Genomic DNA, 26413 nt, shown 5'->3' with positions numbered 1-26413 from the left:
CTACGTTTCTTGCGCTTACGCATCGCAATCCTCCTTCTCGTCTTCGTTTGCCACTGCGCCTCGCAGCAGAGCCTCGATCTTCGTTTCAGCACGGTGAGACGCCTCCTGGATGAGGTCGTCTAGCACCAATCGTTGGGACGTGCAGGCCGTGAGGTTCCAGTCCCGCGCGACATCTTCCATGTGGCCGCGGACCACGTAGGCAACTTTGTCGACGGTAGCTTCGTCCGCGTTGGCCAGATTGCAGGTAGCCAGAAACGTAGCCATCGCCGCGTCGATGATCCTGGCGATGTGCTGACCGTCCTGATCCCGAACCATGATCTCGTCCACTTCCTCCTGGATCTGTTCGGTCAGGAGCTTGACGATGGTGCTGATACGGGCCTTAGGGCGATGGGCCAGCGTGCCCTTGATAGCCTCTTGCACCAAATCGGTGAGATCGGAGCGAGCCTCGTCCGTAAGCGATGAGTAGGACCCCGGGTGAAGAGTCTTGGCGTAAGCAAAGAAACATCGGACCTGTTTTGGCAGTTGGGCTCCCATGGCTCACCACCAGCTGGTGTAGTAGACGTACTTGCCAGCTGCCAGTGCCTCGCGGGCCTTGGCGATAAATTCCAGGTCGCTTTCCTGCTCCGACGCCCAGCTTTCTCCGAACTGAGGGCCGGCCGTGGGCGGGAGCTGTCCTTGCCGGACCGCATGCTCCAATGCGTCCAAAGCCTGCTCATCCAGCGGAAGGCGCGTGGCGTAGTTGAAAGCTTTGTTCGCTCCCCTGTGCCAGGGCATGCCACGCCAACGGCATTCCATCCAGCCGTGCAGATTGGGATGCTTACGCCAGCGGTGGATCAGGGTCGAGCCAGGCAGTACGAACTTGCTATCGAGAAACTGGCTTCCGACATCGAGACTGCTCGAAAAGGCAGACGGCGGACCGAGCAGGGCGATCGCTTCGGGCGGCAACGCCCTAGCCATTAGAGCGTACATTTCGTCATCCATGCCGAGCACGATCCTGCCGGCCGGCAATCCCTTGCCTTCGGCCGGGATGCGGTAGTTGAGGATGTCGTGCGGTCGGGTGAAGGCAGGCGAATGTTCGAGCGAGAAAGCGTACATATCGAGACCCATGAGCTAGCTCCTTTGTTGTTGGGAGCCGCTACAGTGGATTTCGAAAGGGCAGACTTTCCCGTAACCGGAACCCTACTAAAGGGGCGGAAGCTTGGTCTCATCCGCGCGGGGTCGGGCAAGCGCTGTCAGTGCGAGCTTCTCGACCTCAGCTTCCAGCAGGCGGTTGCCAGCCCGGTAGCGATTGGCCCACAAGCGCTGTTCCTGCGGGTCCTTCCACGGCCGGTGGAGCGCTTGCTGGACGGTCCAGGCCTGGATGTCCAGGTGTTCGATCTCGGCCCGCTGGAAAGCCTCCACGTCGACGTCTTCAATCCAGCCCAGCACATCACCGTTTTCCACCAGCCACATAAGTTTGCGGTGGAGGATCGCCGAGGCCGTGGCCACCTTCGAGGCACCGGACCTCATCATTCGCTGTCGTATGGCTGAGGCTGCGTCCCGGAGTTGCCAGGCAGCGTCCCAGTCCTTGATCTCGTCCTTGGTTGCCCACTTGGCGTTCCCGCGGCCTACGATCTTTCGAAACGGGCTGGGAGGTGGGGCCAGCTTGCGCCGGTCCATGCCTTCCTTCTGGTCCAGTTGGAGCCAGAGATCCGCCAAGGCAGCCTGCATGAGTGTGTCGCCGGGCAGCGGGTCAATCCTCTGGCTGACTGTCTTGGTGTCGGTGGTTAGATCCACGCCATGGTTACGGCGGGGGTGCAGCTCGTCGAACAGCTTCTTGGCCTGCTTCTTTCCGTCGAGGTAGTACTCGTCCCTGGTAGCGCGCATGGTCATGCCCGGAGCATAGCGAGCCGCTATGGCCACGACCAACTGGGCGAAACGAAACGCAGGCACCGGGTAGGGATGGACCACAGAGGGACCATGAGGTGTCGGACGCGTTCAATATGAAGAAAACAGCATATAAAACAGTACATTAGACACGATATTAGTTCTTACTTGCCTGTTGCTTCATGAGCGGGGTATGTTCGGGGGACTTGTCCAGCTTCATTCGATCCGGAGCGGGACGCGCGACGGCGCGTCGGCAGCGGATTGTATCCGGGCCCGCGCGGCCCCCTGTACCGCAGCACGCGGCGCCGGAGGGAACCAGCACGCCGCGCCGGCCAGGATCGGGCCGTGACGGCGCAATGTTCTTTCCGGTCCCGCCTGGCGGGAAGCCGCCCGGACGCCGTCCTCCATACGGAAAAGCACGGACGGCTTCCCAAGGCCGCGAAGTATGTTAGGTTTTCGTTCGCTCCACTCTTCCGGACCTCGGCCAGTCCCCCACGCGGGCCGACCCCTCCCGGAGTCCGCCGCCGGCTTCCCGGCGCCGGGCCGCGCATCGTTGTCGCAGCACCCACTACGCGTCACCGCATCGCCATTCAATCCATTTGGGGGAGTTCCATGGCAGCACGCCATCCGCAGCGCACGACACTCGCCATCGCCCTGTTCTCGGCGATCGTTTCCACGGCCGCGCCGGCGGCCGCCCAGGAGCCCGCGCCCGAGGAAACCAGGACGCTGGCCACCCTCACCGTCACCGCCCAGAAGCGCGAGGAAGCGCTGCAGGACGTGCCGATCTCGGTCACCGCGCTCGACGAACAGCTGCTGCGCGACGCCAGCGTGCGCGACATCAAGGACATGCAGATCCTGGTGCCGGGCCTCACGGTCACCAGCACCCAGAACGAGGCCATCACCACCGCGCGCATCCGCGGCATCGGTACGGTGGGCGACAACGTCGGCCTGGAATCCTCGGTCGGCGTGGTGATCGACGGCGTATACCGGCCGCGCAACAGCGTCGGCTTCGGCGACCTGGGCCAGCTCGAGCGCATCGAGGTGCTCAAGGGTCCGCAGGGCACGGTGTTCGGGAAGAACACCTCGGCCGGCGTGATCAACGTGATCACCCGCCGCCCGGGCTACACGCAGAGCGCCGAGGCCGAGGTCACCGCCGGCAACTACGGCGCGCTGGGCGTGGCCGGCAGCTACAACGACGCCTTCAGCGACAGCGCCGCGTTCAGCATCTACGCCGCCAAGCGCAAGCGCGACGGCTGGATGGACGTGGAAACGGGCAACGGCCCGCGTACCGAGGACGAGGACTACGACCAGAACTTCCACACCGTGCGCGGCAAGCTGCTGTTCGAGCCGTCCGACGAACTCGAGATCCTGCTGTCGGCCGACTTCACCAGCCGCGAGGAGAACTGCTGCACGGCGGTGCAGACCACCGTCGGCGGCACCGCCCCGATCCTCAACGCGCTGGCCGGCGGCCAGGCCGTGGCCGCGCCCGGCGACGACCCGTTCGACCGCGTCGCCTACAGCAACCGCCCGACCAGCCAGGACATCAAGGAAAACGGCGTCTCGGCCGAGGTCAACTGGGACATCGGCGCCTTCGGCGGCGCCACCCTGACCTCGATCACCGCCTCGCGCGAATGGCAGGCCATCAACGGCCTGGACTACGACTTCAGCACCGCCGACCTGATCTACCGCAACGCCAACGAGGACGAGTCGTTCACCGGCTTCGAAACCTTCAGCCAGGAACTGCGCCTGACCGGTTCGACCGACCGGCTCGACTGGATGGTCGGCATGTTCTATTCCGACGAGGACCTCGACCGCAACGAGAGCTACCGCATCGGCCCGCACTACGAGCCCTACGTCTCCACCCTGGTCTACCAACTGGTCGGACAGAGCCTGGCCGCGGCCGGCGTGCCGCTGGACAACCCGATGGGCATTCCGGCCGCGGCATTCCTGTCGCAGGTGGGCGGCACGCCTTACGGCACCGGTTTCGCCGGCCTGGGCGCGCTCGACCGCTACCAGCAGAACGCCAGGAGCCTGGCGCTGTTCACCAACAACACCTGGCACGCGACCGACGCGCTCGATATCACCCTGGGCCTGCGCTATACCCGCGAAGACAAGGAGCTGACCTCCAACTACAGCAACCCCAATGGCAGCCTGGCCTGCACGGGCACCCTGGCCGACCAGAATCCGCTCAATCCGGCGCGCTACGCGCGACTGCGTGCCGCGCTGAGTTCGCGCAGCAGCGCCTTCGCCGGGCTGCCCGGTCCGGTACAGGACGCGATCATGGCCTCGGCGGGTCCGCAGATCGCCGGCTACATGTGCCTGCCCTGGGCCAATGCGCTGCACAACTCGCCGGCCCGCGACAGCTACCAGGAAAGCGAGGAGAAGGAGTGGTCGGGCACGCTGAAGGCGGCCTACCGCTGGAACGAAAACGTCATGACCTACCTGTCGGCCGCGCGCGGCTACAAGGGCGGCGGCTTCAACCTCGACCGGGTGCAGTCGGCCGACGGCGATTCGGCCAGCGGCGCGGGCATCACGCCGGTGCTGGACACCTCGTTCGCGGCCGAGTTCGTCGACAGCTACGAGCTGGGCGCCAAGACCACCTGGGCGGACGGCTCGCTGCTGCTCAACGCCACCGTGTTCCACCAGGAATACGAGGACTTCCAGCTCAACAGCTTCCTGGGCACCAGCTTCGTGGTGCGCTCGATCCCGAAGGTGACCTCGACCGGCCTGGACGCGGAGATCCTGTGGCAACCACAGGCGGTGCAGGGCCTGATGCTGCAGGGCGGCCTGATGTATGCCGACACCACGTTCGGCAGCGACATCCCGGGCGTGGACTTCGAGCAGCGCACCCCGCTGAGCACGTCGGGCGCGCTGTACAAGCTGCCCGGGGCGACCATGCCGTTCGCACCGGAATGGTCCGGCTCGATGGCGGTGACCTACGAGTGGGATTTCAGCAACGCCATGGTCGGCCGCTTCAACATCGGCGCCAAGTACATGGGCGACTACAACACCGGTTCGGACCTCGACGTGGAGAAGCACCAGTCGTCCTACACGGTGGTCAACGCCCGCTTCGGCATCGGTGCCAGCGACAGCCGCTGGATGGTCGAGCTGTGGGGCACCAACATCACCGACACCGAGTACGTGCAGGTGGGCTTCGATGCGCCACTCCAGGGCCTGTTCCCGGATCCGGGCAATCCGCTCAACACCTTCAACGCCTTCCCGGCCGCGCCGCGGATGTACGGGGTGACGCTGCGCGTGCGCTACTGAACCACGCCAGGCGACCGGCCCGCGCATCGCAGGATGCGCGGGCTTTTTTTGTCTGTCGGGTTGGCCGCAGCGCGGCGGCGCCTGCCCTTCCCTCCACACGGGCCTGGCTGGCGCGGTTCGGCACGGCGCGAGCCCCGGCTCAGGTCGCGTCGATGTCGCCCAGCGCACGGATCAGCCGGCGCGCGCGCTTGTCGGGGCGGGACTCCGGCGGACGGTAGCCGTTGCGCTCGGCGCGCGCCTGTTCGCGCTGCGCCTCGCGCCGGGCGCGCGAGGTCTCGTGTTCGACATACAGCGCCTGCGCCACCGGGGCCGGGCCGCGCGTATCCGACAGCCCGGCGACCTCGATCTCGAAGAGCTCGCCAGCCCGCTCCACGCTCAGGGCGTCGCCCACGCGCACCGCGCGCGAAGCCTTGGCCCGCTGGCCGCCGAGCTGGACCTTGCCAGTGTCGATGGCCTGCCTGGCCAGCGCGCGCGTCCTGAAGAAGCGCGCGGCCCACAGCCACAGATCGAGGCGGACCGGTTGCATCGTGTCGTCGTGCGTCTGTTCCACGGCGCGATTGTATCGGCGGCGCGCGAAGGCGCCGGCAAGACGCCGCGTCGCCGCGAAAACCCGCAGGGCCTCGTCCCGAACGCGCCCGGCGTCGGCCGGTCGCGCGCGCGGGATACCGGTCCGCGGCCCGGAAACGCGAACGGCCGCCCTGCGGCGGCCGTCTGCGAACCGGAAGCGAAGCGCCGGAGTTACTCGGCGGATTCGGCCGCCGCAGCCGCGGCCGCGGCCTTGGCCTTGGCGTGGTGCGACAGGTCTTCCTTGATGCGCGCCTTCTTGCCTTCCAGGCCACGCAGGTAGTACAGCTTGCCGGCGCGCACCTTGCCGCGGCGCTTCACCTCGACCGAGTCGATGGTCGCGCTGTGGGTCTGGAACACGCGCTCCACGCCGAAGCCGTGCGAGATCTTGCGCACGGTGAACGAGGAGTTGAGGCCGGCGTTCTTCTTGCCGATGACCACGCCTTCATAGGCCTGGACGCGCTCGCGGTTGCCTTCCTTGACCTTGACGTTGACGACGACGGTGTCGCCGGGGCCGAAATCGGGAAGCTGGCGCTGCACCTGTTCGGTTTCGAACTGCTGCAGCAGGGTATTCAGGGAGGGCTTGGTGGTCATGGCGGGATCTCGATAAAGCCTGTTGGAGTCGTTGTCAGGCGTGGTGCACGTGGACGCACGCTCTTGGCTATGGCTGCCCGCCTTGGGACGGGTCAGCCGCGTATTATAGCCGCATTCCCGGGCGCGGGGCCAAGGGGCCGTTCAGTCGGACGAGCCCGGCTCCCCGGCCCCGTCCAGCCAGCGGCGATCGGCGGCACTGAGCCCGGCGTGGGCAAGCAGGTCCGGACGCCGCTCGCGGGTGCGCAGCAGGGACTGGCGGCGGCGCCAGCGCGCGATCTCGGCGTGGTTGCCCGACAGCAGTACCTCCGGCACGGCGCCCAGCTCATGCTGCACCGGCCGGGTGTAGTGCGGGCAGTCGAGCAGGCCGTCGGCCTCGAAGCTGTCCTGGGCGGCGGAGTCGGCGTCGTTCAGCGCGCCCTCCTGCAGCCGCGCGACCGCGTCGATGACAACGGCGGCGGCCAGTTCCCCGCCCGAAAGCACGTAGTCGCCGATCGACAGCTCCTCGTCGACCTCGGCCGCCACCAGGCGCTCGTCCACGCCCTCGTAGCGCCCGCACAGCAGGATCAGCCGCTCGCGCCCGGCCAGTTCCCGGACCACCGCCTGGGTCAGCGGCCGCCCCTGCGGGCTGAGGTAGATGACCCTGGCCGATGCCGGGTCGGCCGCGCGCGCGGCGCGGATCGCGGCGCGCAGCGGGTCGATCAGCATCACCATGCCGGGGCCGCCGCCGAAAGGCCGGTCGTCGACGCGGCGGTAGTTGCCTTCGGCGTAGTCGCGTGGATTCCAGCCCTGGATCGACAGCAGCCCGCGCTCCTGCGCGCGCCCGACCACGCCGAAGCCGGCGCACTGGGCGACGAACTCGGGGAACAGGCTGATCAGGTCGATGCGCATGGGATTGGCGGCTGGATCGGGGGGATCGGGAGTCGCGGCAGGTGTCGAGGCGGACGCGGAGTTCGACGTTCCGCCGCGGCGGTCAATCCGGTCGCGGCAATCGCGTCGACCGCACCGGGTTGAAGCTCGGGTGACAGCCTGGCCGCCGCCCCGCCCACGACGCAAGTCGTCGTCCCGGTCCGAAGCCCTGCCCGGTCGCCCGGCCGCGGGCGCGATGTCAGAATTCCGCGTCCCAGTCGACGGTGATGCAACCTGCGTCGAAGTCGACCGAGACGATGTAGTCGGGCTGGAGGAAGGGGATCATCCGTTCGCGATCCCCGCGCGCCACCAGCACGTCGTTGGCGCCGGTGGAGAACAGGTGCGAGACCACGCCGAAATCGACGCCGTCGGTATTCACCACGCGCAGGCCTTCCAGGTCCACCCAGTAGTACTCGCCGGGGCTGGGCGGCGGCAGCGCGGTGCGCGGGACGAAGATCTCCGCGCCGCGCAGCGCTTCGGCCGCGTCGCGGTCCTCCACCTCCGGCAGGCGCATGACGATGCCCTTGGTAGTGGTGCGGCCGCGGGCGCCCTCGAGTTCGCGCTCCACGCCCTGCGCGGTGCGCATGGTCAGCGGCAGGTAGCGGAAGATCGCCTCGGGCGGTTCGCTGAAGGACTCGAGCTTCATTTCGCCACGCACGCCAAACGCGCCGTGGATCCTGCCCATGAGGATGCGGCGCGCCTGGTCGTTCATTGCTTGCGTGGATTGCGCGGCGCGCAATCCGGCCATCACGCGGCCGGAGCGGCCTTGACGGCGTCGCGGTACAGGTTGCGGACCTTGTCGGTCAGCTGCGCACCCTGCTTGACCCAATGGTCGACGCGGGCGGTGTCCAGCACCACGCGCTGCTCGGCGCCCTGGGCAACGGGGTTGTAGTAGCCCACGCGCTCGATGTTGCGGCCGTCGCGCGCGCTGCGCGAGTCGGTGACGATGATGTGGTAGAAGGGGCGCTTCTTCGCGCCGCCGCGGGTAAGGCGGATCTTGACCATGGTGCGTTCTCGGTATTGCCCAGTCGCCAGGATGGCGAGGTAAGCCGGCAATTGTAGGGCATCGGCCCGGCGCGCGGAACCCCGGGGTCGGCCGTCAGCCCGCCAGCGGCCGCCAGGGCTGGGTGCGCAGGGCCGCCGCCAGCGCCTCGATCAGGGCCGGATCCGGCCGCAGCGTCGTCTCGTCGATCCCCGCGATGGGCCAGATCCCGGTCGCATTGGCCGCGAACGCCGCGCGCATCCCCGCCAGCGCCCGCGCCTCCACCGGCGCATGCCGCTGGGCGACGCCGGTTTCCGCCAGGCCGGCCTGCAGCAGGCGCTCGGCGGTGCCGCGCAGGGCTTCGGCCTGCGGCCAGACCACCTGGCGCCCGTCCCAGAAGCCGATGTTCCACACCGACCCCTCGCTGATCCGGCCCCTGGCGTCGACGAACAGCGCGTCGTCCACGCCTTCGCGCAGTGCCTGCCGCCGGTGCTGGAACAGCGGGAAGGTGCCAACGTGCTTGAGATGCGGCAGCGGGCGCTGGAACGCGTAGGTCTTGACCCAGGCGGGCCCGGCCTGCGCCTGGCGCGGCGGGTTGAGCGAAACCAGCAGGTCGACCGGCAGCGTCCGGTCGGGCCGGGCGTAGTCGAAGTCGCGCGCATAGGCCGTGACGCGCACGCTGGCGTCGTCGGCGACTGCCGCATCCAGTGCAGCCAGGATCGCCTCGCGGATGCGGGCGTCGTCGAGGCGGGCGTCGAACAGTTCGCGGGTCGCGGCTTTCAGCCGGTGCAGGTGCAGTTCGAGTCCTTGCACCGCACGCCCGCGCACCTGCATCGAGGTGAAGTGGCCGTAGTTGGCCAGCGCCAGCGCGCGCAGGTCGTCGGCGCTGGCCGGCCGGCCGTCGAGGAAGGCCAGGCTCATGCGCTCAACGGAACGGCATCCGCCCCATGCCGCCCATCATCCCCTGCAGGCCGCGCATCATGCCCTTCATGCCGCCGCGAGCCATCTTGCCCATCATCTTTTCCATCTGCTGGTACTGCTTCATCAGCTTGTTGACGTCGGACGGATGGGTGCCGGACCCGGCGGCGATGCGCGCGCGGCGCGAACCGTTGAGCAGGGCCGGGTTGCGACGTTCCTTCTTGGTCATCGAACCGATGATGGCGATCATCCGCGGCACTTCCCTGCTCTGCTGCACCTGCTGCTTGAGGTGCTCGGGCACCTGGCCCATGCCGGGCAGCTTCTCCATCAGGCTGCCGATGCCGCCCATGCTCTGCATCTGCTCGAGCTGGTCGCGCATGTCGTTGAGGTCGAACTTCTTGCCCTTGGCGACCTTCTCGGCCAGCTTCTGGGCCTTGTCCTTGTCGACCTGCTGCTCGACCTGCTCGACCAGCGACAGCACGTCGCCCATGTCGAGGATGCGGCTGGCCACGCGCTCGGGATGGAACACGTCCAGGCCGTCGGTCTTCTCGCTGGTACCGATGAACTTGATCGGCCGGCCGGTGATGTAGCGCACGCTCAGCGCCGCGCCGCCGCGGGCGTCGCCGTCGGTCTTGGTCAGCACCACGCCGGTGAGCGGCAGCGCCTCGCCGAAGGCCTTGGCGGTGTTGGCCGCGTCCTGGCCGGTCATCGAGTCGACCACGAACAGCGTCTCGACCGGATTGACCGCGGCGTGCAGCGCCTTGATCTCGGCCATCATCGCCTCGTCGATGGCGAGGCGGCCGGCGGTGTCGACGATCAGCACGTCGGCGAAGGACTTCTTGGCATCGGCGATCGCGGCGCGGACGATGTCCTCGGGCTTCTGCCCGGCTTCGGACGGGAAGAACAGCACGCCGGTCTGCCCGGCCAGCGTCCTGAGCTGTTCGATCGCGGCCGGCCGGTAGACGTCGGCGCTGACCACCATCACCTTCTTCTTGCGCTTTTCCTTGAGCAGGCGGGCCAGCTTGCCGACCGTGGTGGTCTTGCCGGCGCCCTGCAGACCGGCCATCAGGATCACCGCCGGTGCGGGCACGTTGAGGTTCAGCTCGCTGGCCTGCGCGCCCATCACCGCGGTCAGCTCGTCGCGCACCACCTTGATCAGCGCCTGGCCCGGGGTCAGCGACTTGAGCACCTCCTGGCCGACCGCGCGCACCTTGATGCGCTCGATCAGGGCCTGCACCACCGGCAGGGCGACGTCGGCCTCGAGCAGCGCGATGCGCACCTCGCGGGTGGCCTCGCGGATGTTCTCCTCGGTCAGCCGGCCGCGGCCGCGCAGGCGGTCGATGGTGCCGGACAGGCGCTGGGTGAGCGATTCGAACATGGCGGAAACATCGTGGAAACAGGGCTGCCGATTATAGCGGGCGGCCGCCGCCGGCCTGTCGATGCGGTCGCGACGGCTGCCCGGGGCGACGGGTTCGTGCGACACTTTCGCGATGCCAATCGTTCTCATCGCCGCCGCGTTCTACCTGCTGGCCGCCTGGCTGGTGGTGCGCCGGCTGCAGGCGCAGCGCGGGGCCGGCACCGGCTTCTGGCAGCTGACCGCGGTGAGTGCGGTCGCCCTGCACGGCCTGGTCCATTTCCTGGCCTGGCGGGCCGCCGGCGGCGTGGACCTGCACTTCTTCTCAGCGCTGTCGCTGGTCGCGCTGGGCATGGCGGCGCTGACCACGCTGTATGCGGCGAGCGGGCGCATGGGCGCGCTGGGCGTGGTGGTGTTCCCGGTGGCGGCGGCGTCGCTGGCCGGCTACACGCTTGCGGCCGGTCGGGTCGCGCGCGATCTCGACTGGCGCCTGGAACTGCACGCCTGGCTGGCGCTGCTGGCCTACGCCACGCTGGCGATCGCCGCGGTGCTGGCGATCATGCTGTGGATGCAGGAACGCGCCCTGCGGCGGCGCGAATTCCACGCCTGGCTGCGGGTGCTGCCGCCGCTGACCGAACTGGAAACGCTGCTGTTCCGCACGATCTGGGTTGGCTTCGTGCTGCTCACGGCCACGCTCCTGACCGGCGTGCTGTTCGTGCACGACTTCTTCGCCCAGCACCTGATCCACAAGTCTGTGCTCAGCATGCTGTCGTGGCTGGTGTTCGGCGCGCTGCTGGTCGGGCGCTGGCGCCGCGGCTGGCGTGGCGCCAAGGCCGTGCGCCTGACCCTGGTGGCCATGGCGCTGCTGGTCCTGGCGTTCTTCGGCAGCAAGTTCGTGCTGGAGCTGTTGCTGCAGCGAACCTGAGCGGGCCAGTCAGGGGACGGGCAGCGCGATCGGGGGCATGTCCAGCCGCGCCAGCTCCGAGATCCAGGCCTGCCGCCGCGGCTTCATCTCATCCACGAGGAAACTGCGCCCCCCGTCGTGCCCATAGCCGCGGCGGCTGATGCCCAGCATCACCGCGCCGCCCGGTAGCGCTTCGTAGCGGTAGGCGTTCCACTCGACGATCATTTCCCCACCCGACGTGCGACCCGAGACGACGAAGTCGAGCAGGTAGCTCGACCCGTCTTCCTTCATGATCAAATCGTAATTCACCACGGGGTCGCCGGCTTTCCGCGCCTCCAACTCTGCCACCTTGAACTGCGCCAGTTCTCGCGGGCCGGCATCGCCGAGCAGCACGTCGATCATCAGCATCTGCCCGTAACGGGTCAGTACCTGTCCTTCGGGCAGATATTCCTGCTTGTAGAAGTGCGGGAAGGGGTGGCTGCTCCAGACGAAATGGAACGCCTGCCCATCCAGCTGGAGCGGCCCGGGGACGCCGAGCCGTTCGATGGGCGCTTCAGCGCTTGATGTCGCTGCAGCCAGCAGCAGGACCAGGGCGAACAGGGCCCGACCCAGGCAACGGATTCCATCCGGCATGCGTGCATCTCCTATGCGATCACGGCAGTCTGCCGGTGTCGCATGCACGGCGCAAACCAGATGCGCCGGTATACCGCCGGGGAATCGGCGAGAATGACCGTTCCCCGGCCCCGCTGTCCGACATGCCCTTCATCGACGAATCCAGCCACCTCGCCTGTTGCGGCCACCACACCTGGACCAGCGCGGCCATCCGGCGGATCGAGGCCGATTTCAATCGTTCCGCGGACACCCACCTGATTCCGCTGGCGCTGCCGGGCTTCCCCGGCGTGGACGTGTACTTCAAGGACGAATCCAGCCATCCCACCGGCAGCCTCAAGCACCGCCTCGCGCGTTCGCTGTTCCTGTATTCGCTCGCCAACGGCTGGCTGCACGCGGGCAGCACCGTGGTGGAGGCCTCGAGCGGCTCGACCGCGGTCTCGGAAGCCTATTTCGCCAGGCTGCTCGGACTGCCGTTCGTGGCGGTGATGCCGGCCTCCACCTCGCCCGAGAAGATCGCGGCGATCGAATTCCACGGCGGGCGCTGCCACCTGGTGCGCGACGCGGGCGACATCGCGGCCGAGTCGGTGCGGCTGGCGCGCGAAAGCGGCGGCCACTTCATGGACCAGTTCACCTACGCCGAGCGCGCCACCGACTGGCGTGCGAACAACAACATCGCCGAATCGATCTTCCGGCAGATGGAGCAGGAACCCCACCCGGTGCCCGCCTGGGTGGTGTGCAGCGCCGGCACCGGCGGCACCAGCGCGACCATCGGCCGCTACGCGAGCTATCGCGGCTTCGCCACGCGGGTGCTGTGCGCCGATCCGCAGCATTCGGCCTTCCACGCGCATTACGCGGCGCTGGCGCAGCGACGGCCGTCTCCGCAGGCGCCGGCACCGGCCTCGCGGATCGAGGGCATCGGCCGGCCGCTGCCGGAACCAAGCTTCATCGCCGGCTGCGTCGACGCCATGGTCAAGGTGCCCGATTCGCTGAGCCTGGCGGCGATGCGCTACGTCAACCGCCGGCTGGGGCGCCGCGTCGGCGGATCCACCGGCACCAACTTCGTCGGCGTGCTGCGGGTGGCGCAGTCGATGCGGGCGCGCGGCGAGTCCGGTTCCATCGTCACCATCCTGTGCGACGGTGGCGAGCGCTACGCGCACAGCTACTACAACCCGGACTGGTACGCGGCCGAGGGGATCGAACTGGACGACGCCGACCGCGTCATCGCCGCAGCCGCGGACGGCGACGGCGCCCTGCCCGACCTGCTGCCGGTATCACGCCACGAACGCGGCTGACACGCGTCAAGGCCGTCGTTGCGCAGGCAGCGAAAGGCTCACCGCAGCACCAGCGGCACGGCGCCGCAGGCCAGTCCCAGCATGGTGCCGCCCAGGACTTCCGCCACTGCGTGCCGCCCCATCCGCAGCCGCGACCACCCCAGCAGCGGCAGCAGGGCCAGCGCGACGCCTCCGGCCGCCGGCCACAGTCCCAGCAGCGCGACGCCCGCGAACGCCAGGCTGGCCATGTGCAGCGACAGCCTGATCCAGCGGTTGGCCAGGCCGGCCACGCACAGCATGGCCACCACCGCGAGCACGCCGGCCGAGGCGCTGGATGCACGCCCGCCCATCCACCACCAGTAGCCGCCGGCCACCGCCAGGGCGAGCAGGTAGAGTGCCGGGCGCTCGTGCGGCCGCGAGGCATCGACCGTCTGCCAGCGTCCCGTATGCCGCCGATGCAGCACGAAAGCCCAGACGATCGCCACCGCGGCCGCGATACCCGCCGCCGTGCGCGGGAGGCTGGCCGGATCCAGCCGCCACGCCGCGACCAGCGCCAGCATGACGAACACGGCGAACGGATGCAGCGCCACCGAAACCACGCGCGCGAACGGCCAGCGCGCGAACCGCCGCGCAGGATCGCTCATACCTGTTCCAGCGCGTCGGCCAGCCGCTCCACCCCGATCACCTGCATGCCCTTGTAGCTGCCCGCCTTCGGCGCGTTCGCCCTCGGGACGATCGCGCGCAGGAAGCCGTGCGTGGCCGCCTCCTTCAGCCGCTCCTCGCCATTGGGGACCGGGCGGATCTCGCCCGACAGCCCGACCTCGCCGAAGGCGATCGTCTTGTCCGGCAGCGGCGCGTCGCGCAGCGAGGACAGCACCGACAGCAGCACCGGCAGGTCGGCCGCGGTTTCCTGCACGCGGATGCCGCCGACCACGTTCACGAACACGTCCTGGTCGCCGGTGACCACGCCGCCATGCCGGTGCAGGACCGCCAGCAGCATGGCCATGCGGTTGCCTTCCAGGCCCACCGCGACCCGGCGCGGATTGGACAGCGGCGAGGCATCGACCAGCGCCTGCACCTCGACCAGCAGCGGCCGCGTGCCTTCGCGCGTGACCATCACGCAACTGCCGGGCTGCTGCGCGCTGCCGCCGGACAGGAAGATCGCCGACGGGTTGGGCACCTCCTTCAGGCCCCTGTCGCCCATCGCGAACACACCCAGCTCGTTGACCGCGCCGAAGCGGTTCTTGAATGCGCGCAGGACGCGGAAGCGGCTGCCCGAATCGCCCTCGAAGTACAGCACCGCATCGACCATGTGCTCGAGCACGCGCGGACCGGCAATGCCGCCTTCCTTGGTAACGTGGCCGACCAGGAACACCGCCGTGCCGGTTTCCTTGGCGTAGCGGACCAGCCGCGCCGCGCTCTCGCGCACCTGGCTCACCGACCCGGGCGCGGCGGTCAGCGACTCGGTCCACAGCGTCTGCACCGAATCGGCCACGATGATCCGCGGCCGCAGCTGCGCGGCCTGTTCGAGGATGCGTTCGATCCCGGTTTCGGCCAGCGCGTCCACGCCTTCGAGCGGCAGGCCCAGCCGCGCGGCGCGCCCGGCGACCTGTGCCAGCGATTCCTCGCCGGTGACGTACAGGCCCGGCAGGGAGGTCGCCATCGAGGCCACCGCCTGCAGCAGCAGGGTCGACTTGCCGATGCCCGGATCGCCGCCGACCAGCACCACGGCGCCGGCCACCAGCCCGCCGCCGAGCACGCGATCGAACTCGCCGATGCCGGTGGACACGCGCACCTCCGCGCCCTGCTGCACGTCCTTGAGCGCGGTGACCCTGGGCGGATCGACCTTGCCGGCCCAGCCGCTGCGGCGCGCGGCCGGCGACCTGGCCACCGCGGCGGCTTCCACCACGATCTCCGACAGCGTGTCCCAGGCACCGCAGGCGCCGCACTGGCCCTGCCACTTGCTGAAGTCCGCACCGCACTCGTTGCACACGTAAGCTGTCCGTGCTTTGGCCATATCCGCGTTTGCCCTGTAGATCCGGGCCACAGCGTACCGGAGCGCAATACCGGGAGCTGAGACCGGCTCCCCTCCGGACGGGAAAGTGGACACGGATGATTTCTGACTTTCGCTCCTCGGGCTGCCCCGACGTCTTCGACGCGGACCTGTGCATCGTCGGAGGTGGGCCGGCCGGCCTCACCATCGCCCGCGAACTGGCCGGGAGTGCCTGGCGGGTGCTGCTGCTGGAAGGCGGCGGACTGCAGGGCGAACACGACAGCCAGGCGCTGAACGCCGCCGTCTCCGTCGGCCCGCAGGCGTTCGACGCGGCGATCAGCCGGCTGCGCGCGCTGGGCGGCGCCACCCGCATCTGGGGCGGCGGCTGCATCCCGATGAGTTCGCTGGAACTGGCGCGGCGCGAGTGGCTTCCCGGAAGCGGCTGGCCGCTCGGCTGGGACGCGCTCGCACCCTATTACGCGCGCGCCAACCACGTGTGCGGAGTCGAATCCGATGCGTTCGAAGACGGCAGCTACCAGCCTCCGCCGGCCACGCCCAGGCAGCCGGCCGCGAGCCTGGAAAGCCGGGTCTGCCGCATGAGTCCGCAGGATTTCGGACAGTTGCACCTGCCGATGCTGCAGTCCTCGCCCAACGTGCACCTGGTGCTGCACGCCAACCTGATGCAGCTCCAGGCAACCGGCGATGCCCGCGCCGTGCGACGCGCGGTCATCGGCGGCACCGACGGCCGCCGCGGCCACGTCGACGCGCGCTGCTTCGTCCTCGCTGCGGGCGGGATCGAGAATGCGCGGCTGCTGCTGCTGTCCGACGACGTGGTGGCGCAGGGCCTGGGCAATCTCCACGACATGGTCGGCCGCTGCTTCATGGACCATCCGCGTTGCAACGTGGGCAGTTTCCACGGCGGCCAGGTCGAGCGCCTGGCCGGCTGGTGCAGGCGGCCGCTGGATCGTGGGCTGGCGACCCACCAGCTGAGCCTGTCGGGCACCGCCCAGCATGCCGGCCGCCTGCTCAACGCCCGCTTCTGGCCGTTCGCGGTGGAGCGCGCATCGCCCGGCCTGCGCTCGCTGCGCCAGCTGCGCGCATCGCTGCGGACCGTCGCCACGGACGCCGGCAACGCCGTCGAGCAGGCCATGCTCGACGGACTCGCCCGGGACCTGCCCGTGCAGCGATCCGCGCCGTCTGAAGCCGCCGGGCAGCTGGCCCTGCGCGCCGTCCGGCACGCCCCCGGGATCACCATGGCGGGAGTCCGCAAGCTCGCCGGCCGCCCGGTGGTCCCGGCGGACCGCGTGGAGATGGTCGGCTATTTCGAACAGGCGCCCGACCGCGCCAGCCGGATCACCCTGTCGGACCGCAGGGACGCCCTGGGCCTGCGCAAGGCGCAGGTGGACTGGCGGCTCAACCAGCAGGACCTCGACAACATCCGCGCCACCTCGCTGCTCGTTGGACGGGACGTCGCCGCCGAATACGGTTGCCGCTTCGAGCCGGCCGCCTGGCTGCGCGAGCCCGACCAGCCGCCTCCGGTCCAGGCCACCGCGCACCACATGGGCACCACGCGCATGTCCGACGCGCCCGCCGACGGCGTGGTCGACCGGCAGTGCCGGGTGCACGGCATCGACAACCTCTACGTGGCCGGCAGTTCGGTGTTCCCGACCGGCGGCTGGTCGTTCCCGACCCTGACCATCACCGCGCTGGCGATCCGGCTGGCCGACGAACTGCGGCTGAGGATGCCGGAGCTGACGATGCTGGGGATGCTGTAGCCATTCTCGCGATCCGGCGTGGCCCGCGTCCGGGTGCGCCGTCCCCCGGCCGGCGCGGCGAGTGGCCGCGCCCTTTGACCGGACCGGTGCGAGCGCCTAGAATCTGCGACCCTTGCCGGAATAGCTCAGTTGGTAGAGCGGCGCATTCGTAATGCGTAGGTCGTAGGTTCGATTCCTATTTCCGGCACCAGATACGTCAAAAGCCCCGCATCGCGGGGCTTTTTTCGTGGCGGCGCCGGGAGGAAAGCCTCAGTCGACCAGCTGCAGGCGCAGTTCCTTGGGCAGCGCGAACACCATGCTTTCCGGTTCGCCGTGCAGTTCGCGCACGCCGCTGGCGCCCAGTTCGCGCAGGCGCGCCAGCACGCCCTGCACCAGCACGTCGGGGGCCGAGGCGCCGGCGGTGACGCCGATGTGGCGGCGACCGACCAGCCATTCCGGATCGATCTCGGCGGCGCCGTCGATCAGGTAGGACTCCACGCCATCGCGCTCGGCCAGCTCGCGCAGGCGGTTGGAGTTGGAGCTGTTTGGCGAACCGACCACCAGCACCAGGTCGCACTGTTGCGCCAGCTCGCGCACGGCATCCTGGCGGTTCTGGGTGGCGTAGCAGATGTCGTCGTTCTTCGGCCCCTGGATCAGCGGGAAGCGTGCGCGCAATGCGCTGATGATGTCGCGGGTGTCGTCGACCGAGAGCGTGGTCTGCGTGGTGTAGGCAATGTTGGTCGGCTGCGACGGATCCAGCCAGGCCACGTCCTCCAGGTCTTCGACCAGGTAGATGCGACCGCTGCCGGCCTCGGCTTTCCACTGCCCCATGGTGCCCTCGACCTCGGGATGCCCGGCGTGGCCGATCAGCACCACGTCGCGCCCGGCCCGGCACTGGCGCGCGACTTCCAGGTGCACCTTGGTGACCAGCGGGCAGGTCGCGTCGAAGACCTTCAGGCCGCGCCGTTCCGCCTCCTCGCGCACCGCCTGCGAGACGCCGTGGGCGCTGAAGATGACCGTGTTGCCGTCGGGCACTTCGTCGAGTTCCTCGACGAACACCGCGCCGCGCCGGCGCAGGTCCTCGACCACGAACCGGTTGTGCACGACTTCATGGCGCACGTAGATCGGCGCGCCCAGCGTCTCGATCGCGCGCTTGACGATCTCGATCGCGCGGTCGACGCCGGCGCAGAAGCCGCGGGGATTGGCGAGGACGATGTCCATGAGGTGCAAGTGTAGCGCTCCGGCGGGCAACCGCGCCGGAACACGGCGTGCCGCCCGGCAGCCCCGCGAGCGGCTCTATCGCGGCTCGCGGCGTCGCGGGCGGCGGCCGTCCGGGCCGGTCGCGGCGCGCAGCAGTGCGACCGCCAGCGCGCCCAGCATCAATGCGGCCGCCCAGAACACCGGCCCCTGCTCGAACCCGATGGCGTGGAGATAGCAGCCCAGGCTCAGTGCAAGCGCGAGCGCGCCCGCCACGCGCAGGCGACGCGCCCGCGACACCTGGCACGGCGGCATGGCGGCGGCCAGCAGCCACCAGCCGGCAAGGATCATCAGGGTGCCCAGCACCACCATGTCAGGCGCCCTCCTGGCCGGCAATGGCGCGGCGCGCCGGTGCCGCCGGCCGCACGACGGGACGGGCCAGCCGATGGCCGCGCTGCGCCTGGCGCGCCAACGCCGCGAAGGCGAGCGCGCATCCGGCCGCCACCAAGTCCACCGCCGCCAGCGCCCAGTCGCCCCGGGCCACGGTGGCCAGCAGATGGCTGTGCGGCGCGGTCAGCAGGTTCGCCACCGGGATCGCCAGCATGATGGCCGCGGTGGCGGCGAACAGGTCGCGCCAGCCGCGTCCGCCGCGTTCGCGGATCGCGCCCCAGGCGGCGGCCACGGCCCAGGCGGACCAGAACACGGCGACCTCGGCCCCGGCCCGGTCGGCCAGCGTGGCCGGCAGCAGGCGGTTGGCGACCAGCATCGTCGCGCACGCCAGCGGCATGCCCGCGACCACGCCCACGTTCAGCGCGCGCACCAGGCCGTAACCGCTCAGCGCCCCGGCCAGCGCTGCCCGCTGCTCGCGCTTGCGTACCCAGACCTGCATGCCGCTGGCCAGCATCACGCAGCCGGCCAGGCCGAGCACGAAGTACAGCCAGCGCAGCGGCGCGCCGCCGAACTGGGCCATGTGCAGGCCGCCGAGGAAGGCGTAGGTGTCGTAGCCTGGGGTCGCCGGAGTCGACTGGTGCACGAACGCGCCGGTGGCGGCGTCGTAGTGCACCTGCTGCATGTCCCAGGCGACCCGGCGCGAGTGCCCGGTGCCGAACGAGATCATGGCGCTGGCGTCGGCTGGATGGTGGATCGAGGCCCATTCGACCGGCACGCCCATGCGCCGCTGCGCATCCGCAACCAGGGCGTCGATGGAATGCAGCGACTGCAGCGGCCTGCCGATCTCCGGCCGCTCGTAGAAGCCGCCGGCTTCCTCGTAGAACTTCTCGACGTCGCCGCCGTACGCGGCCTGGGTGCCACCGAAGATGTAGCTGGCGGCGAAGATCGCAACGCCCGTGTAGGCGATCATCAGGTGGAATGGCAGGCCCAGCACGCCTGCCAGGTTGTGGCCGTCGAGCCACGCACGCTGGCCACCACCGCGCCAGCGCAGCATGAAGAAGTCCTTGAAGATCTTCTTGTGGGTGATCACGCCCGCGACCAGCGCCACCAGCATCAGCATCCCGGTGAAGCCGACGATGTACATGCCCCACAGGCCGGCATGCAGGTCGTAATGCAGTTCGAAGAAGAACTGGCCGGGACCGGAGGCGGGAATCTCGCCGCCGTCGCGCGGATCGAGCAGCACGTGGCCCTCGCTGCCGTCGTCGTTGAACCAGAACGCCTCCATGCCGCGCTTGCGTTCGCCCGACACGTGCGCCCACCACACGTGCGCGTCGGGCGCCTGCTCGCGCACGCGCGCGAACGCGGCGTCGAACCGGGTCGGCTGCGCGCCGGACAGGTCGTGCAGCGAGGGTCGCGCCCAGTCGTCGAGTTCGCGATCGAAGCAGGCGATGGTCCCGCCGACGAAGATCACGAACAGCAGCCAGCCCGCGAGCAGGCCCGACCAGGTATGGAGCCAGGCCATCGCCTGGCGCAGCGAGTTCTTCATCGGCTTCCCCTCCGTCCGACCGGGTTCATGGACGCACCGCCTGCTCCGCGAGCAACGCCGCCAGGCCGAGCATGGCCAGCGCCAGCACCAGCGGGATCCCGACGGCGCGCCTCCAGTCGCGTGCGCCGAACGCGTACACCGCCGCCGCGCACCACACCGGGAACGCCAGCAACGCGCCGGCCACCACGCGATCGGGCCGCGCGAACGGCAGCACCGACGCCGACAGCGCGGAAAACGCGTGGGCGAGCAGGTAGCCGCCGAACACGGCGGCCAGCGTGCGCAGGATCACTTCGCCGGCATGGCGCCAGCGCGCGGGTGGACGTTTCGGGGTTGCCTGGATCGCGGCCTGGGGCGTCATGACGTCTCCGTTGTCTTCGCTGCAACGCGCGCGTACTGATCCGCTCGCTCAGAACCGGTAGCCGATGGTCAGCGACGCACTGCGCGGCGTGGCGTAGTAGCCCTGCTCCCAGTACAGGCTGGCGATGTACTTCTCGTCGGTCAGGTTGTCGAGGTTCAGGGTCGCTTCCCAGCCGTTGCCGGCACGGTAGCCCGCCATCAGCCCGAGCACTGCATAGCTGTCCTGGCGGATCTCGATCGCCGCGCCGTCAGCCAGCAACGCCTCGCGATGGATGTCGTCCTGCCAGCGCAACGATCCGCCGACGCGCAGGCCCGGCACTGCAGCGATCCGCGCGACCGCGGACGCGCGCAGCATCGATCGCGGGACATAGGTGCGCGCATCGTTGCCGTCGGCATCCTCGACGTCGAGCCGGGTGAAACCGGCCGCCAGCGACCAGGTGTCGCCGAGCTCGCCAGCGACCTCCAGTTCGACGCCCTCGGAGCGCGCATCCTGCCCTTCATGGATCGATCGACCGGTCCCGGGATCGAAGCCGATTGACCGCGCGAGGTTGTCCTGGCGCACCCGGAACGCCGATGCCGACGCGTTGAGGCGCCCGTCGAACCATTCTCCCTTGATGCCGGCTTCGAGGTTGCGGCCCTCGATCGGATCCAGCGGCGTTCCACTCGCGTCCTGCTCGGTCTGCTGCGCGAAGATGCCGCCGTAGGCCGCGTACAGCGAGTAGGCCGGCGCGAAGTCCCAGACCGTGCCGACGAAGGGCGTGGTCTTCGAGGCGTCGGTCGATTTCGGGGCGCCGTAACCGATGCCGTCCATCCGCACCTTCGAATGGTTGGCCCCGGTCGTCAGGCGCAACGTGTCGGCCAGGTTCCAGCGCACGTTGGCATAGACCGTGTCCCGACGGAAGTCGAAGTCGGACACATCGGAGAACAGGTCGAACGCCGGCTTCGGATAACGGCCGTCGAAGGCTTCCAGCGGTGGCAGCGCGGTGCCGATGTCGTTTCCGTACCACGAGACTTCGCGCACGTTGCTGTCCGCCCAACTGGCGCCGACGACCAGTTCGTGGCTGCGTCCACCCAGCTGCAGTGCGCCGCTGGCACGCACGTCGGCGTGCAGGGCACGCACCGTCACGTCGTAGGCCGACGGATAGGAGAACAGCCCCAGGCCGGTCTCGCGGTCCGGTACGCCGTAGACGTAGAAGATCTCCGCGTCCTCGATCTTCTCGTGGTGGTTGATCGCCGCGCGCAGGTTCCAGCCGTTGCCGAAGGCGTGCTCGAGTTCAACGAAGCTGCGCGTGTCGCGCGTGTCCCAGTACGACCAGTCGGAGGCGGTACTGGTGCCGGTGTCGTAGTCGGTCGGCGCGCCATCGCTGTAGTACAGCGGCAGCGCGCCCCACAGCGGGCTATCGGCGTTGTTGTCCTGGCGCGAGATGCCGGCGGTGAGCAGGGTGTCGTCGCCCAGGTCGGCCTCGAGCACGCCGTAGACAACGGACTTCTCGAGCGAATGGCGGTCGAGGTAACTGTCGCCGTCCTCGTACGCGCCGACCACGCGGCCGCGCACCACGCCACTGCCGAGCGGTGCGGACAGGTCGGCGTCGACGCGGCGGCGCTTCCAGCTGCCGAAGGTCGCGTGCGCCGCGGCTTCGAACGCGTCGCCCGGACGCTTGCGCACGAAATTGACCGTGGCCGATGGATTCCCCGTGCCAGACATCAGGCCGTTGGCGCCGCGCAGCACCTCGATGCGGTCGAACAGGGCGGTGTCGATGTCGCCGTTCTGGATGCCGTATGGCAGCGGCACGCCGAGTCCGTCGAACTGGAAGTTGGTGATGTCGAAGCCGCGGGCGGTGTAGTAGGTGCGACTGGTCTCGACCCGCTCCACCACGATGCCATTGGTCGACTCCAGGGCGTCGTTGAGGTTGTCCAGGCCGAAGTCCTCGAGCTGCTCGCGGCCCAGCACGCTCACCGACTGCGGCGTCTGCCGAGGTGTCAGCGACAGGCCGGTGCCGGCGCTCGATGGCGGGGCGGCATAGCCGGAGCGGCGACTGCCGTGCACCTCGATCCGGTCCAGCGTGGTCGGGTCCGCCAGTGCCGCCTCCCCCGAGCCCTCGCCCGAGGCCATGGCCGGCCTTGGCGTGGCTGCGGCCATGATGGCCAGGGTGGCGGCCACCACGACCGACAGCGCGGTGGGAGCGAACGGCGCGGCGTGCAGCGCGCGGCAGGAGGATTGCGGCATTCAGGACGTCCGTGGGGATCCGGGCCCAGACCCGGCGGACGCACAGGTTAATGAGAGTCATTAGCAGATGCAAATGGGACTCTTTGCATGTTCTCGAGGGCTGCCCACTCCACCTCCTGGACGACGCCGGGCGTATTCAGAGTCAGGCTGGCGACCGGCGAGTCGCCGCCACGGCTGACCGTCCTCTGCCCATGGTCGCGACGCCGCCGACGGACGGGCACGACAGCCCGTCGCGTCCCGTCCCGGCAGGATGCCTTCCCGTGCGCCGCTGCTACGCCAGTCCGCCATCCGCACGGCGCGACCGTGATCGCCGCGCGCCGCGCAGGCGGACCGGCTTCACGACCGCTTTGCGGCCGTTTTCCCCTGGAACAGCCCAAACAGCACGATGCCGATCGCACCGCCCACCACCGCGCAGTCGGCGATGTTGAACGCGGGCCAGTAATAGTCCTTCCAGTACCACTGGATGAAGTCGACCACGTGGCCGTGCACCTGCCGGTCGATGATGTTGCCCAGCGCGCCGCCGATCACCAGCGCGAACGGCAGCGCCGTGCGCCAGTCGGCCCGCGGCGTACGCGACAGCCAATGTCCGAGCAGGACGCTGATGCCCACGCCCAGCACGGTGAAGAACCATTTCTGCCAGCCGCCGGCGTCGGCCAGGAAGCTGAAGGCGGCGCCGGTGTTGTAGGTGCGATACCAGTTCCAAAAGCCTTCGATCACGGGGATCGGCGTGTACTCGGGCAGGCTGGTGAGCACCCACCACTTGCTCAGCTGGTCGAGGACGATGACGAGCGCCGACAGGGCCAGCCAGGGCAGCGCATTGGGGCTGGGACGGGCCATCAGAACCACTTCCTGTCTTCGCCGGGGCCTTCGACGTTGGACACGCAGCGCCCGCACAGCTGCGGGTGCGCGCCATGCGTACCCACGTCCTCGCGGTGGTGCCAGCAGCGCACGCACTTGGGCTTGCGCGTGGGCGTGGCGACGATGCGCGACTGCTCGCCCTCGAACGGCAGCACCTTGACGTCGCCGCTGATCAGGAAGAAGCGCAGCTCGTCGACCAGCGGCGCCACCCGGATCTGGTCGGCGGTACCGGCGTGCAGCTCGATCTCCGCTTCCAGCGCGGCGCCGATTTCGCCGCTTGCGCGCATCGGCTCCAGCACCCGCGCCACGTTCTCGCGCAGGGTGAGCAGCCGCTCGAAATCGTGCGCCGAGAGCGTCGCGTCGGCCGGCAGCGGCGCCAGCCCCCCGTACCAGGTGGCCATCAGCACGTTCGCTTCGCGGGCGCCGGCGGCGGGTGCGGGCAGGTAGGCCCACATCTCCTCGGCGGTGAAGCTCAGCACCGGTGCGATCCAGCGCACGAACGCCTCGGTGATGTGGTACATCGCGCTCTGCGCGCTGCGCCGGCCGCGCGAATCCTCGCGCATGGTGTACAGCCGGTCCTTGGTGACGTCGAGGTACAGCGAACCCAGGTCGACGCTGCAGAAGTTCAGCAGCAGCTGCACGATCTCGGCGAAGTCGTAGCGCGCGTAGGCGGCCACGATCTTCTCCTGCAGCTCCCAGGCGCGATGCACGATCCAGCGATCGAAGGGCAGCATGTCCTCCAGCGCGCACAGGTGGCGCGCGGGCTCGAAGCCGTTGAGGTTGCCCAGCAGGAAGCGCGCGGTGTTGCGGATGCGGCGGTAGGCATCGGCATTGCGCTTGAGGATCTCCTGCGACAGCGACATCTCGTTGCTGTAGTCGGCGCTGGCGATCCACAGGCGCAGGATGTCCGCGCCCAGCGTCTTCATGATGTCCTGCGGCTCGATGCCGTTGCCCAGCGACTTGGACATCTTGCGACCGTGCTCGTCCACGGTGAAGCCGTGGGTCAGGCACTGCTTGTAGGGCGCAGCCTTGTCGATGGCCACGCCGGTCAGCAGCGAGGACTGGAACCAGCCGCGGTGCTGGTCGGACCCTTCCAGGTACAGGTCGGCCGGCTTGCCGAAGCCGCGCTCGAGCAGCACGCCCTCGTGGGTCACGCCCGAATCGAACCAGACGTCGAGGATGTCGGTGATCTTCTCGTACTGCGCCGCTTCATCGCCCAGCAGTTCGGCGGCGTCGAGCGTGTACCACACGTCCACGCCCCCCTGCTCGACGCGGTCGGCCACCTGCCGCATCAATTCGGTGCTGCGCGGATGCGGCTCGCCGGTTTCGCGATGCACGAACAGCGCGATCGGCACGCCCCAGGTGCGCTGGCGCGAGATGGTCCAGTCCGGGCGTCCTTCCACCATGCCGGCGATGCGCGCCTCGCCCCAGCCTGGGAACCAGCCCACGCCCTTGATCGCCTCCAGCGCATCGGCGCGCAGGTTGGCCTGGTCCATCGAGATGAACCACTGCGGGGTGGCGCGGAACGCGATCGGCGTCTTGTGCCGCCAGCAGTGGGGATAGCTGTGCTCGAGCTTGCGCAGCGCCAGCAGCGCGCCGCTCGCCTGCAGCACCTCGACGATCGCGTCGTTGGCCTTCCAGATGTGCTGGCCGGCCAGCGCCACGCCATGCGCGGGCGGCGTCGAGGGCAGGTAGACGCCGCGCCCGTCGACCGGGTTGAGTTCGGCCGCACCGTACTTCTCGACCAGCCCGTACTGCCTGCTGACCGCGTAGTCCTCCTGGCCGTGGCCGGGCGCGGTGTGCACCGCGCCGGTACCGTCCTCGGCCGAGACGTGGTCGCCGAGCAGCACCGGGATATCGCGTCCGTCGTAGAACGGGTGCGCGAACAGCATGCCTTCGAGCTTCTCGCCCAGCGCGCGGCCGAGCACCTTCGTCTCGTCGACGCCGTAGCGCTTGAGCGCGCCCTCGGCCAATGCATCGGCCAGCACCAGCCAGCGCCGCCGCCCGTCGTGGGCCGGGCCTTCGACCAGGGCGTACTCCAGCGCCGCGCCCACCGAGATCGCCAGCGAGGCCGGCAGCGTCCACGGCGTGGTGGTCCAGATCGCCACGGCGACCTCGACATCCTCCGGCACCTCGACGCCGAACGCGCGCGCCACCGCCTGCGGGCTGCGCGCGGCGTAGGCCACGTCGACCGCCGGCGAGACCTTGTCGGCGTACTCGATCTCCGCCTCGGCCAGCGCCGAACCGCAGTCGAAGCACCAGTGCACCGGCTTGACCCCGCGGGTCAGGTGGCCGTTGTCGACGATCTTGGCCAGCGCGCGGATCTCGTTGGCCTCGAAGCGGAAGTCGAGCGTCCTGTAGGGGTTGTCCCAGTCGCCGATCACGCCCAGGCGCTTGAAGTCGCGGCGCTGCAGTTCGATCTGCGATTCGGCGTATTCGCGGCACTTCTGCCGGAACTCGACCGCATCGAGCTTCACCCCGACCTTGCCGTACTTCTTCTCGATCGCGATCTCGATCGGCAGGCCGTGGCAATCCCAGCCCGGCACGTAGGGCGCGTCGAAGCCGGCCAGATACTTCGACTTGACGATGATGTCCTTGAGGATCTTGTTGACCGCGTGGCCCAGGTGGATCTGGCCGTTGGCGTAGGGCGGCCCGTCGTGCAGCACGAACAGCGGCCGGCCCGCGGCGTTCTCGCGCAAACGCGCGTACAGGCCTTCGCGCTCCCAGCGCTCGAGCGTGGCCGGCTCGCGCTTGGGCAGGTCGCCGCGCATCGGGAATTCCGTCGCGGGCAACAGGATGGTGGACTTGTAGCGCTGGCTGTCGTTGTCTTCGGTCACGCGGTGGCCCGCCCTG

Annotated in this window: 24 protein-coding genes and 1 tRNA gene; 5 read left to right on the top strand and 20 right to left on the bottom strand. The window is 69.3% G+C overall.

The genetic code is table 11. The features are described from left to right. Window positions 1–15: 15 nt before the first annotated feature. The 3 genes from Q0863_RS10820 to Q0863_RS10810 form a co-directional block, all read right to left on the bottom strand. Entirely contained in the window at window positions 16–534 is a 519-nt protein-coding gene (locus Q0863_RS10820; protein ID WP_298577880.1) for a hypothetical protein, read from the bottom strand. 3 nt (window positions 535–537) lie between these two features. Further along, complete coding sequence (locus tag Q0863_RS10815) at window positions 538–1107, bottom strand: hypothetical protein (protein WP_298577879.1); 570 nt, start codon at window positions 1105–1107, stop codon at window positions 538–540. Between the two features lie 75 nt (window positions 1108–1182). After that, window positions 1183–1872: a hypothetical protein gene (locus Q0863_RS10810; RefSeq protein WP_298577877.1), complete on the bottom strand. Its 690-nt coding sequence runs from the start codon at window positions 1870–1872 to the stop codon at window positions 1183–1185. 606 nt (window positions 1873–2478) lie between these two features. On the opposite strand from Q0863_RS10810, the gene Q0863_RS10805 reads away from it, so the two are divergent. Beyond that, window positions 2479–5133, top strand: a complete 2655-nt coding sequence (locus Q0863_RS10805) for a TonB-dependent receptor (protein WP_298577876.1) — start codon at window positions 2479–2481, stop codon at window positions 5131–5133. Between the two features lie 139 nt (window positions 5134–5272). Here the strand turns inward: Q0863_RS10805 and Q0863_RS10800 are convergent, their stop codons facing one another. The 7 genes from Q0863_RS10800 to ffh all read right to left on the bottom strand — a co-directional run bounded on the left by Q0863_RS10800 (window position 5273) and on the right by ffh (window position 10475). Then, window positions 5273–5659 (bottom strand): RNA-binding S4 domain-containing protein, encoded by a 387-nt coding sequence (locus Q0863_RS10800; RefSeq protein WP_298578222.1) that lies wholly within the window; start codon window positions 5657–5659, stop codon window positions 5273–5275. A gap of 212 nt (window positions 5660–5871) precedes the next feature. Further along, window positions 5872–6291: a 50S ribosomal protein L19 gene (gene rplS, locus Q0863_RS10795; protein ID WP_298577875.1), complete on the bottom strand. Its 420-nt coding sequence runs from the start codon at window positions 6289–6291 to the stop codon at window positions 5872–5874. Between the two features lie 141 nt (window positions 6292–6432). Beyond that, window positions 6433–7179, bottom strand: coding sequence for a tRNA (guanosine(37)-N1)-methyltransferase TrmD (gene trmD / locus Q0863_RS10790; RefSeq protein ID WP_298577874.1), 747 nt, complete (start codon window positions 7177–7179; stop codon window positions 6433–6435). A gap of 217 nt (window positions 7180–7396) precedes the next feature. Beyond that, entirely contained in the window at window positions 7397–7909 is a 513-nt protein-coding gene (gene rimM, locus Q0863_RS10785) for a ribosome maturation factor RimM (protein WP_298577873.1), read from the bottom strand. Window positions 7910–7944: 35 nt separating this feature from the next. After that, window positions 7945–8202 (bottom strand): 30S ribosomal protein S16, encoded by a 258-nt coding sequence (rpsP, locus tag Q0863_RS10780; RefSeq protein WP_298577872.1) that lies wholly within the window; start codon window positions 8200–8202, stop codon window positions 7945–7947. A 94-nt stretch (window positions 8203–8296) separates the two neighbouring features. Beyond that, window positions 8297–9100, bottom strand: a complete 804-nt coding sequence (locus tag Q0863_RS10775; RefSeq protein ID WP_298577871.1) for an aminotransferase class IV — start codon at window positions 9098–9100, stop codon at window positions 8297–8299. A 4-nt stretch (window positions 9101–9104) separates the two neighbouring features. Continuing rightward, complete coding sequence (gene ffh / locus Q0863_RS10770; protein ID WP_298577870.1) at window positions 9105–10475, bottom strand: signal recognition particle protein; 1371 nt, start codon at window positions 10473–10475, stop codon at window positions 9105–9107. Window positions 10476–10587: 112 nt separating this feature from the next. On the opposite strand from ffh, the gene ccsA reads away from it, so the two are divergent. Next, window positions 10588–11376 carry a cytochrome c biogenesis protein CcsA gene (gene ccsA, locus Q0863_RS10765; RefSeq protein ID WP_298577869.1) on the top strand — a complete coding sequence of 263 codons (789 nt, stop codon included), beginning with the start codon at window positions 10588–10590 and terminating at the stop codon, window positions 11374–11376. Window positions 11377–11385: 9 nt separating this feature from the next. Here the strand turns inward: ccsA and Q0863_RS10760 are convergent, their stop codons facing one another. Beyond that, entirely contained in the window at window positions 11386–11988 is a 603-nt protein-coding gene (locus Q0863_RS10760; protein ID WP_298577868.1) for a hypothetical protein, read from the bottom strand. A 122-nt stretch (window positions 11989–12110) separates the two neighbouring features. Between Q0863_RS10760 and Q0863_RS10755 the strand changes: the two genes are divergently transcribed. Further along, complete coding sequence (locus tag Q0863_RS10755) at window positions 12111–13259, top strand: PLP-dependent cysteine synthase family protein (RefSeq protein WP_298577867.1); 1149 nt, start codon at window positions 12111–12113, stop codon at window positions 13257–13259. Window positions 13260–13297: 38 nt separating this feature from the next. Here Q0863_RS10755 and Q0863_RS10750 read toward each other — a convergent pair whose 3' ends face one another. After that, window positions 13298–13882, bottom strand: a complete 585-nt coding sequence (locus tag Q0863_RS10750) for a hypothetical protein (RefSeq protein ID WP_298577866.1) — start codon at window positions 13880–13882, stop codon at window positions 13298–13300. Continuing rightward, window positions 13879–15255: a DNA repair protein RadA gene (radA, locus tag Q0863_RS10745; RefSeq protein WP_298577865.1), complete on the bottom strand. Its 1377-nt coding sequence runs from the start codon at window positions 15253–15255 to the stop codon at window positions 13879–13881. Before radA ends, Q0863_RS10750 begins: the two co-directional genes overlap by 4 nt. Window positions 15256–15350: 95 nt before the next feature. Between radA and Q0863_RS10740 the strand changes: the two genes are divergently transcribed. Both Q0863_RS10740 and Q0863_RS10735 read left to right on the top strand, forming a co-directional pair. Then, window positions 15351–17006, top strand: coding sequence for a GMC family oxidoreductase (locus tag Q0863_RS10740; protein WP_298577864.1), 1656 nt, complete (start codon window positions 15351–15353; stop codon window positions 17004–17006). 114 nt (window positions 17007–17120) lie between these two features. Further along, a tRNA-Thr gene (locus tag Q0863_RS10735) sits at window positions 17121–17196 on the top strand. A gap of 59 nt (window positions 17197–17255) precedes the next feature. Here Q0863_RS10735 and ispH read toward each other — a convergent pair. The 7 genes from ispH to ileS all read right to left on the bottom strand — a co-directional run bounded on the left by ispH (window position 17256) and on the right by ileS (window position 26331). After that, window positions 17256–18206: a 4-hydroxy-3-methylbut-2-enyl diphosphate reductase gene (gene ispH / locus Q0863_RS10730; RefSeq protein ID WP_298578220.1), complete on the bottom strand. Its 951-nt coding sequence runs from the start codon at window positions 18204–18206 to the stop codon at window positions 17256–17258. 75 nt (window positions 18207–18281) lie between these two features. Continuing rightward, window positions 18282–18554, bottom strand: a complete 273-nt coding sequence (locus tag Q0863_RS10725; protein ID WP_298577863.1) for a DUF3325 family protein — start codon at window positions 18552–18554, stop codon at window positions 18282–18284. 1 nt (window position 18555) lies between these two features. Next, window positions 18556–20118, bottom strand: coding sequence for a PepSY-associated TM helix domain-containing protein (locus Q0863_RS10720; RefSeq protein ID WP_298577862.1), 1563 nt, complete (start codon window positions 20116–20118; stop codon window positions 18556–18558). Between the two features lie 25 nt (window positions 20119–20143). Beyond that, on the bottom strand, window positions 20144–20476 hold the full coding sequence (locus Q0863_RS10715; protein WP_298577860.1) for a DUF3649 domain-containing protein: 333 nt from the start codon (window positions 20474–20476) through the stop codon (window positions 20144–20146). A gap of 48 nt (window positions 20477–20524) precedes the next feature. After that, the gene (locus tag Q0863_RS10710) at window positions 20525–22702 is read right to left on the bottom strand and encodes a TonB-dependent siderophore receptor (RefSeq protein WP_298577859.1); all 2178 of its coding nucleotides are present in this window, start codon (window positions 22700–22702) and stop codon (window positions 20525–20527) included. 336 nt (window positions 22703–23038) lie between these two features. Next, window positions 23039–23542, bottom strand: a complete 504-nt coding sequence (lspA, locus tag Q0863_RS10705; protein ID WP_298578218.1) for a signal peptidase II — start codon at window positions 23540–23542, stop codon at window positions 23039–23041. Next, window positions 23539–26331, bottom strand: coding sequence for an isoleucine--tRNA ligase (ileS, locus tag Q0863_RS10700; RefSeq protein WP_298578216.1), 2793 nt, complete (start codon window positions 26329–26331; stop codon window positions 23539–23541). The genes lspA and ileS overlap by 4 nt, the downstream gene beginning before the upstream one ends. Between the last annotated feature and the right edge of the window lie 82 nt (window positions 26332–26413).

It is taken from the genome of uncultured Luteimonas sp., assembly GCF_947492465.1.
Lineage (GTDB): Bacteria > Pseudomonadota > Gammaproteobacteria > Xanthomonadales > Xanthomonadaceae > Luteimonas.
The sequence above is the reverse complement of the archived record's forward strand: the minus strand, read 5'-3'. Positions and strand labels throughout refer to the sequence as shown.

Bases quoted from the DNA above. Each gene is read 5' to 3' on its own strand.
- Q0863_RS10820 (WP_298577880.1), bottom strand. From the start codon at position 534: ATGGGAGCCCAACTGCCAAAACAGGTCCGATGTTTCTTTGCTTACGCC.
- Q0863_RS10815 (WP_298577879.1), bottom strand. From the start codon at position 1,107: ATGGGTCTCGATATGTACGCTTTCTCGCTCGAACATTCGCCTGCCTTC.
- Q0863_RS10810 (WP_298577877.1), bottom strand. From the start codon at position 1,872: ATGACCATGCGCGCTACCAGGGACGAGTACTACCTCGACGGAAAGAAG.
- Q0863_RS10805 (WP_298577876.1), top strand. From the start codon at position 2,479: ATGGCAGCACGCCATCCGCAGCGCACGACACTCGCCATCGCCCTGTTC.
- Q0863_RS10800 (WP_298578222.1), bottom strand. From the start codon at position 5,659: ATGCAACCGGTCCGCCTCGATCTGTGGCTGTGGGCCGCGCGCTTCTTC.
- rplS (WP_298577875.1), bottom strand. From the start codon at position 6,291: ATGACCACCAAGCCCTCCCTGAATACCCTGCTGCAGCAGTTCGAAACC.
- trmD (WP_298577874.1), bottom strand. From the start codon at position 7,179: ATGCGCATCGACCTGATCAGCCTGTTCCCCGAGTTCGTCGCCCAGTGC.
- rimM (WP_298577873.1), bottom strand. From the start codon at position 7,909: ATGAACGACCAGGCGCGCCGCATCCTCATGGGCAGGATCCACGGCGCG.
- rpsP (WP_298577872.1), bottom strand. From the start codon at position 8,202: ATGGTCAAGATCCGCCTTACCCGCGGCGGCGCGAAGAAGCGCCCCTTC.
- Q0863_RS10775 (WP_298577871.1), bottom strand. From the start codon at position 9,100: ATGAGCCTGGCCTTCCTCGACGGCCGGCCGGCCAGCGCCGACGACCTG.
- ffh (WP_298577870.1), bottom strand. From the start codon at position 10,475: ATGTTCGAATCGCTCACCCAGCGCCTGTCCGGCACCATCGACCGCCTG.
- ccsA (WP_298577869.1), top strand. From the start codon at position 10,588: ATGCCAATCGTTCTCATCGCCGCCGCGTTCTACCTGCTGGCCGCCTGG.
- Q0863_RS10760 (WP_298577868.1), bottom strand. From the start codon at position 11,988: ATGCCGGATGGAATCCGTTGCCTGGGTCGGGCCCTGTTCGCCCTGGTC.
- Q0863_RS10755 (WP_298577867.1), top strand. From the start codon at position 12,111: ATGCCCTTCATCGACGAATCCAGCCACCTCGCCTGTTGCGGCCACCAC.
- Q0863_RS10750 (WP_298577866.1), bottom strand. From the start codon at position 13,882: ATGAGCGATCCTGCGCGGCGGTTCGCGCGCTGGCCGTTCGCGCGCGTG.
- radA (WP_298577865.1), bottom strand. From the start codon at position 15,255: ATGGCCAAAGCACGGACAGCTTACGTGTGCAACGAGTGCGGTGCGGAC.
- Q0863_RS10740 (WP_298577864.1), top strand. From the start codon at position 15,351: ATGATTTCTGACTTTCGCTCCTCGGGCTGCCCCGACGTCTTCGACGCG.
- ispH (WP_298578220.1), bottom strand. From the start codon at position 18,206: ATGGACATCGTCCTCGCCAATCCCCGCGGCTTCTGCGCCGGCGTCGAC.
- Q0863_RS10725 (WP_298577863.1), bottom strand. From the start codon at position 18,554: ATGGTGGTGCTGGGCACCCTGATGATCCTTGCCGGCTGGTGGCTGCTG.
- Q0863_RS10720 (WP_298577862.1), bottom strand. From the start codon at position 20,118: ATGAAGAACTCGCTGCGCCAGGCGATGGCCTGGCTCCATACCTGGTCG.
- Q0863_RS10715 (WP_298577860.1), bottom strand. From the start codon at position 20,476: ATGACGCCCCAGGCCGCGATCCAGGCAACCCCGAAACGTCCACCCGCG.
- Q0863_RS10710 (WP_298577859.1), bottom strand. From the start codon at position 22,702: ATGCCGCAATCCTCCTGCCGCGCGCTGCACGCCGCGCCGTTCGCTCCC.
- ileS (WP_298578216.1), bottom strand. From the start codon at position 26,331: ATGCGCGGCGACCTGCCCAAGCGCGAGCCGGCCACGCTCGAGCGCTGG.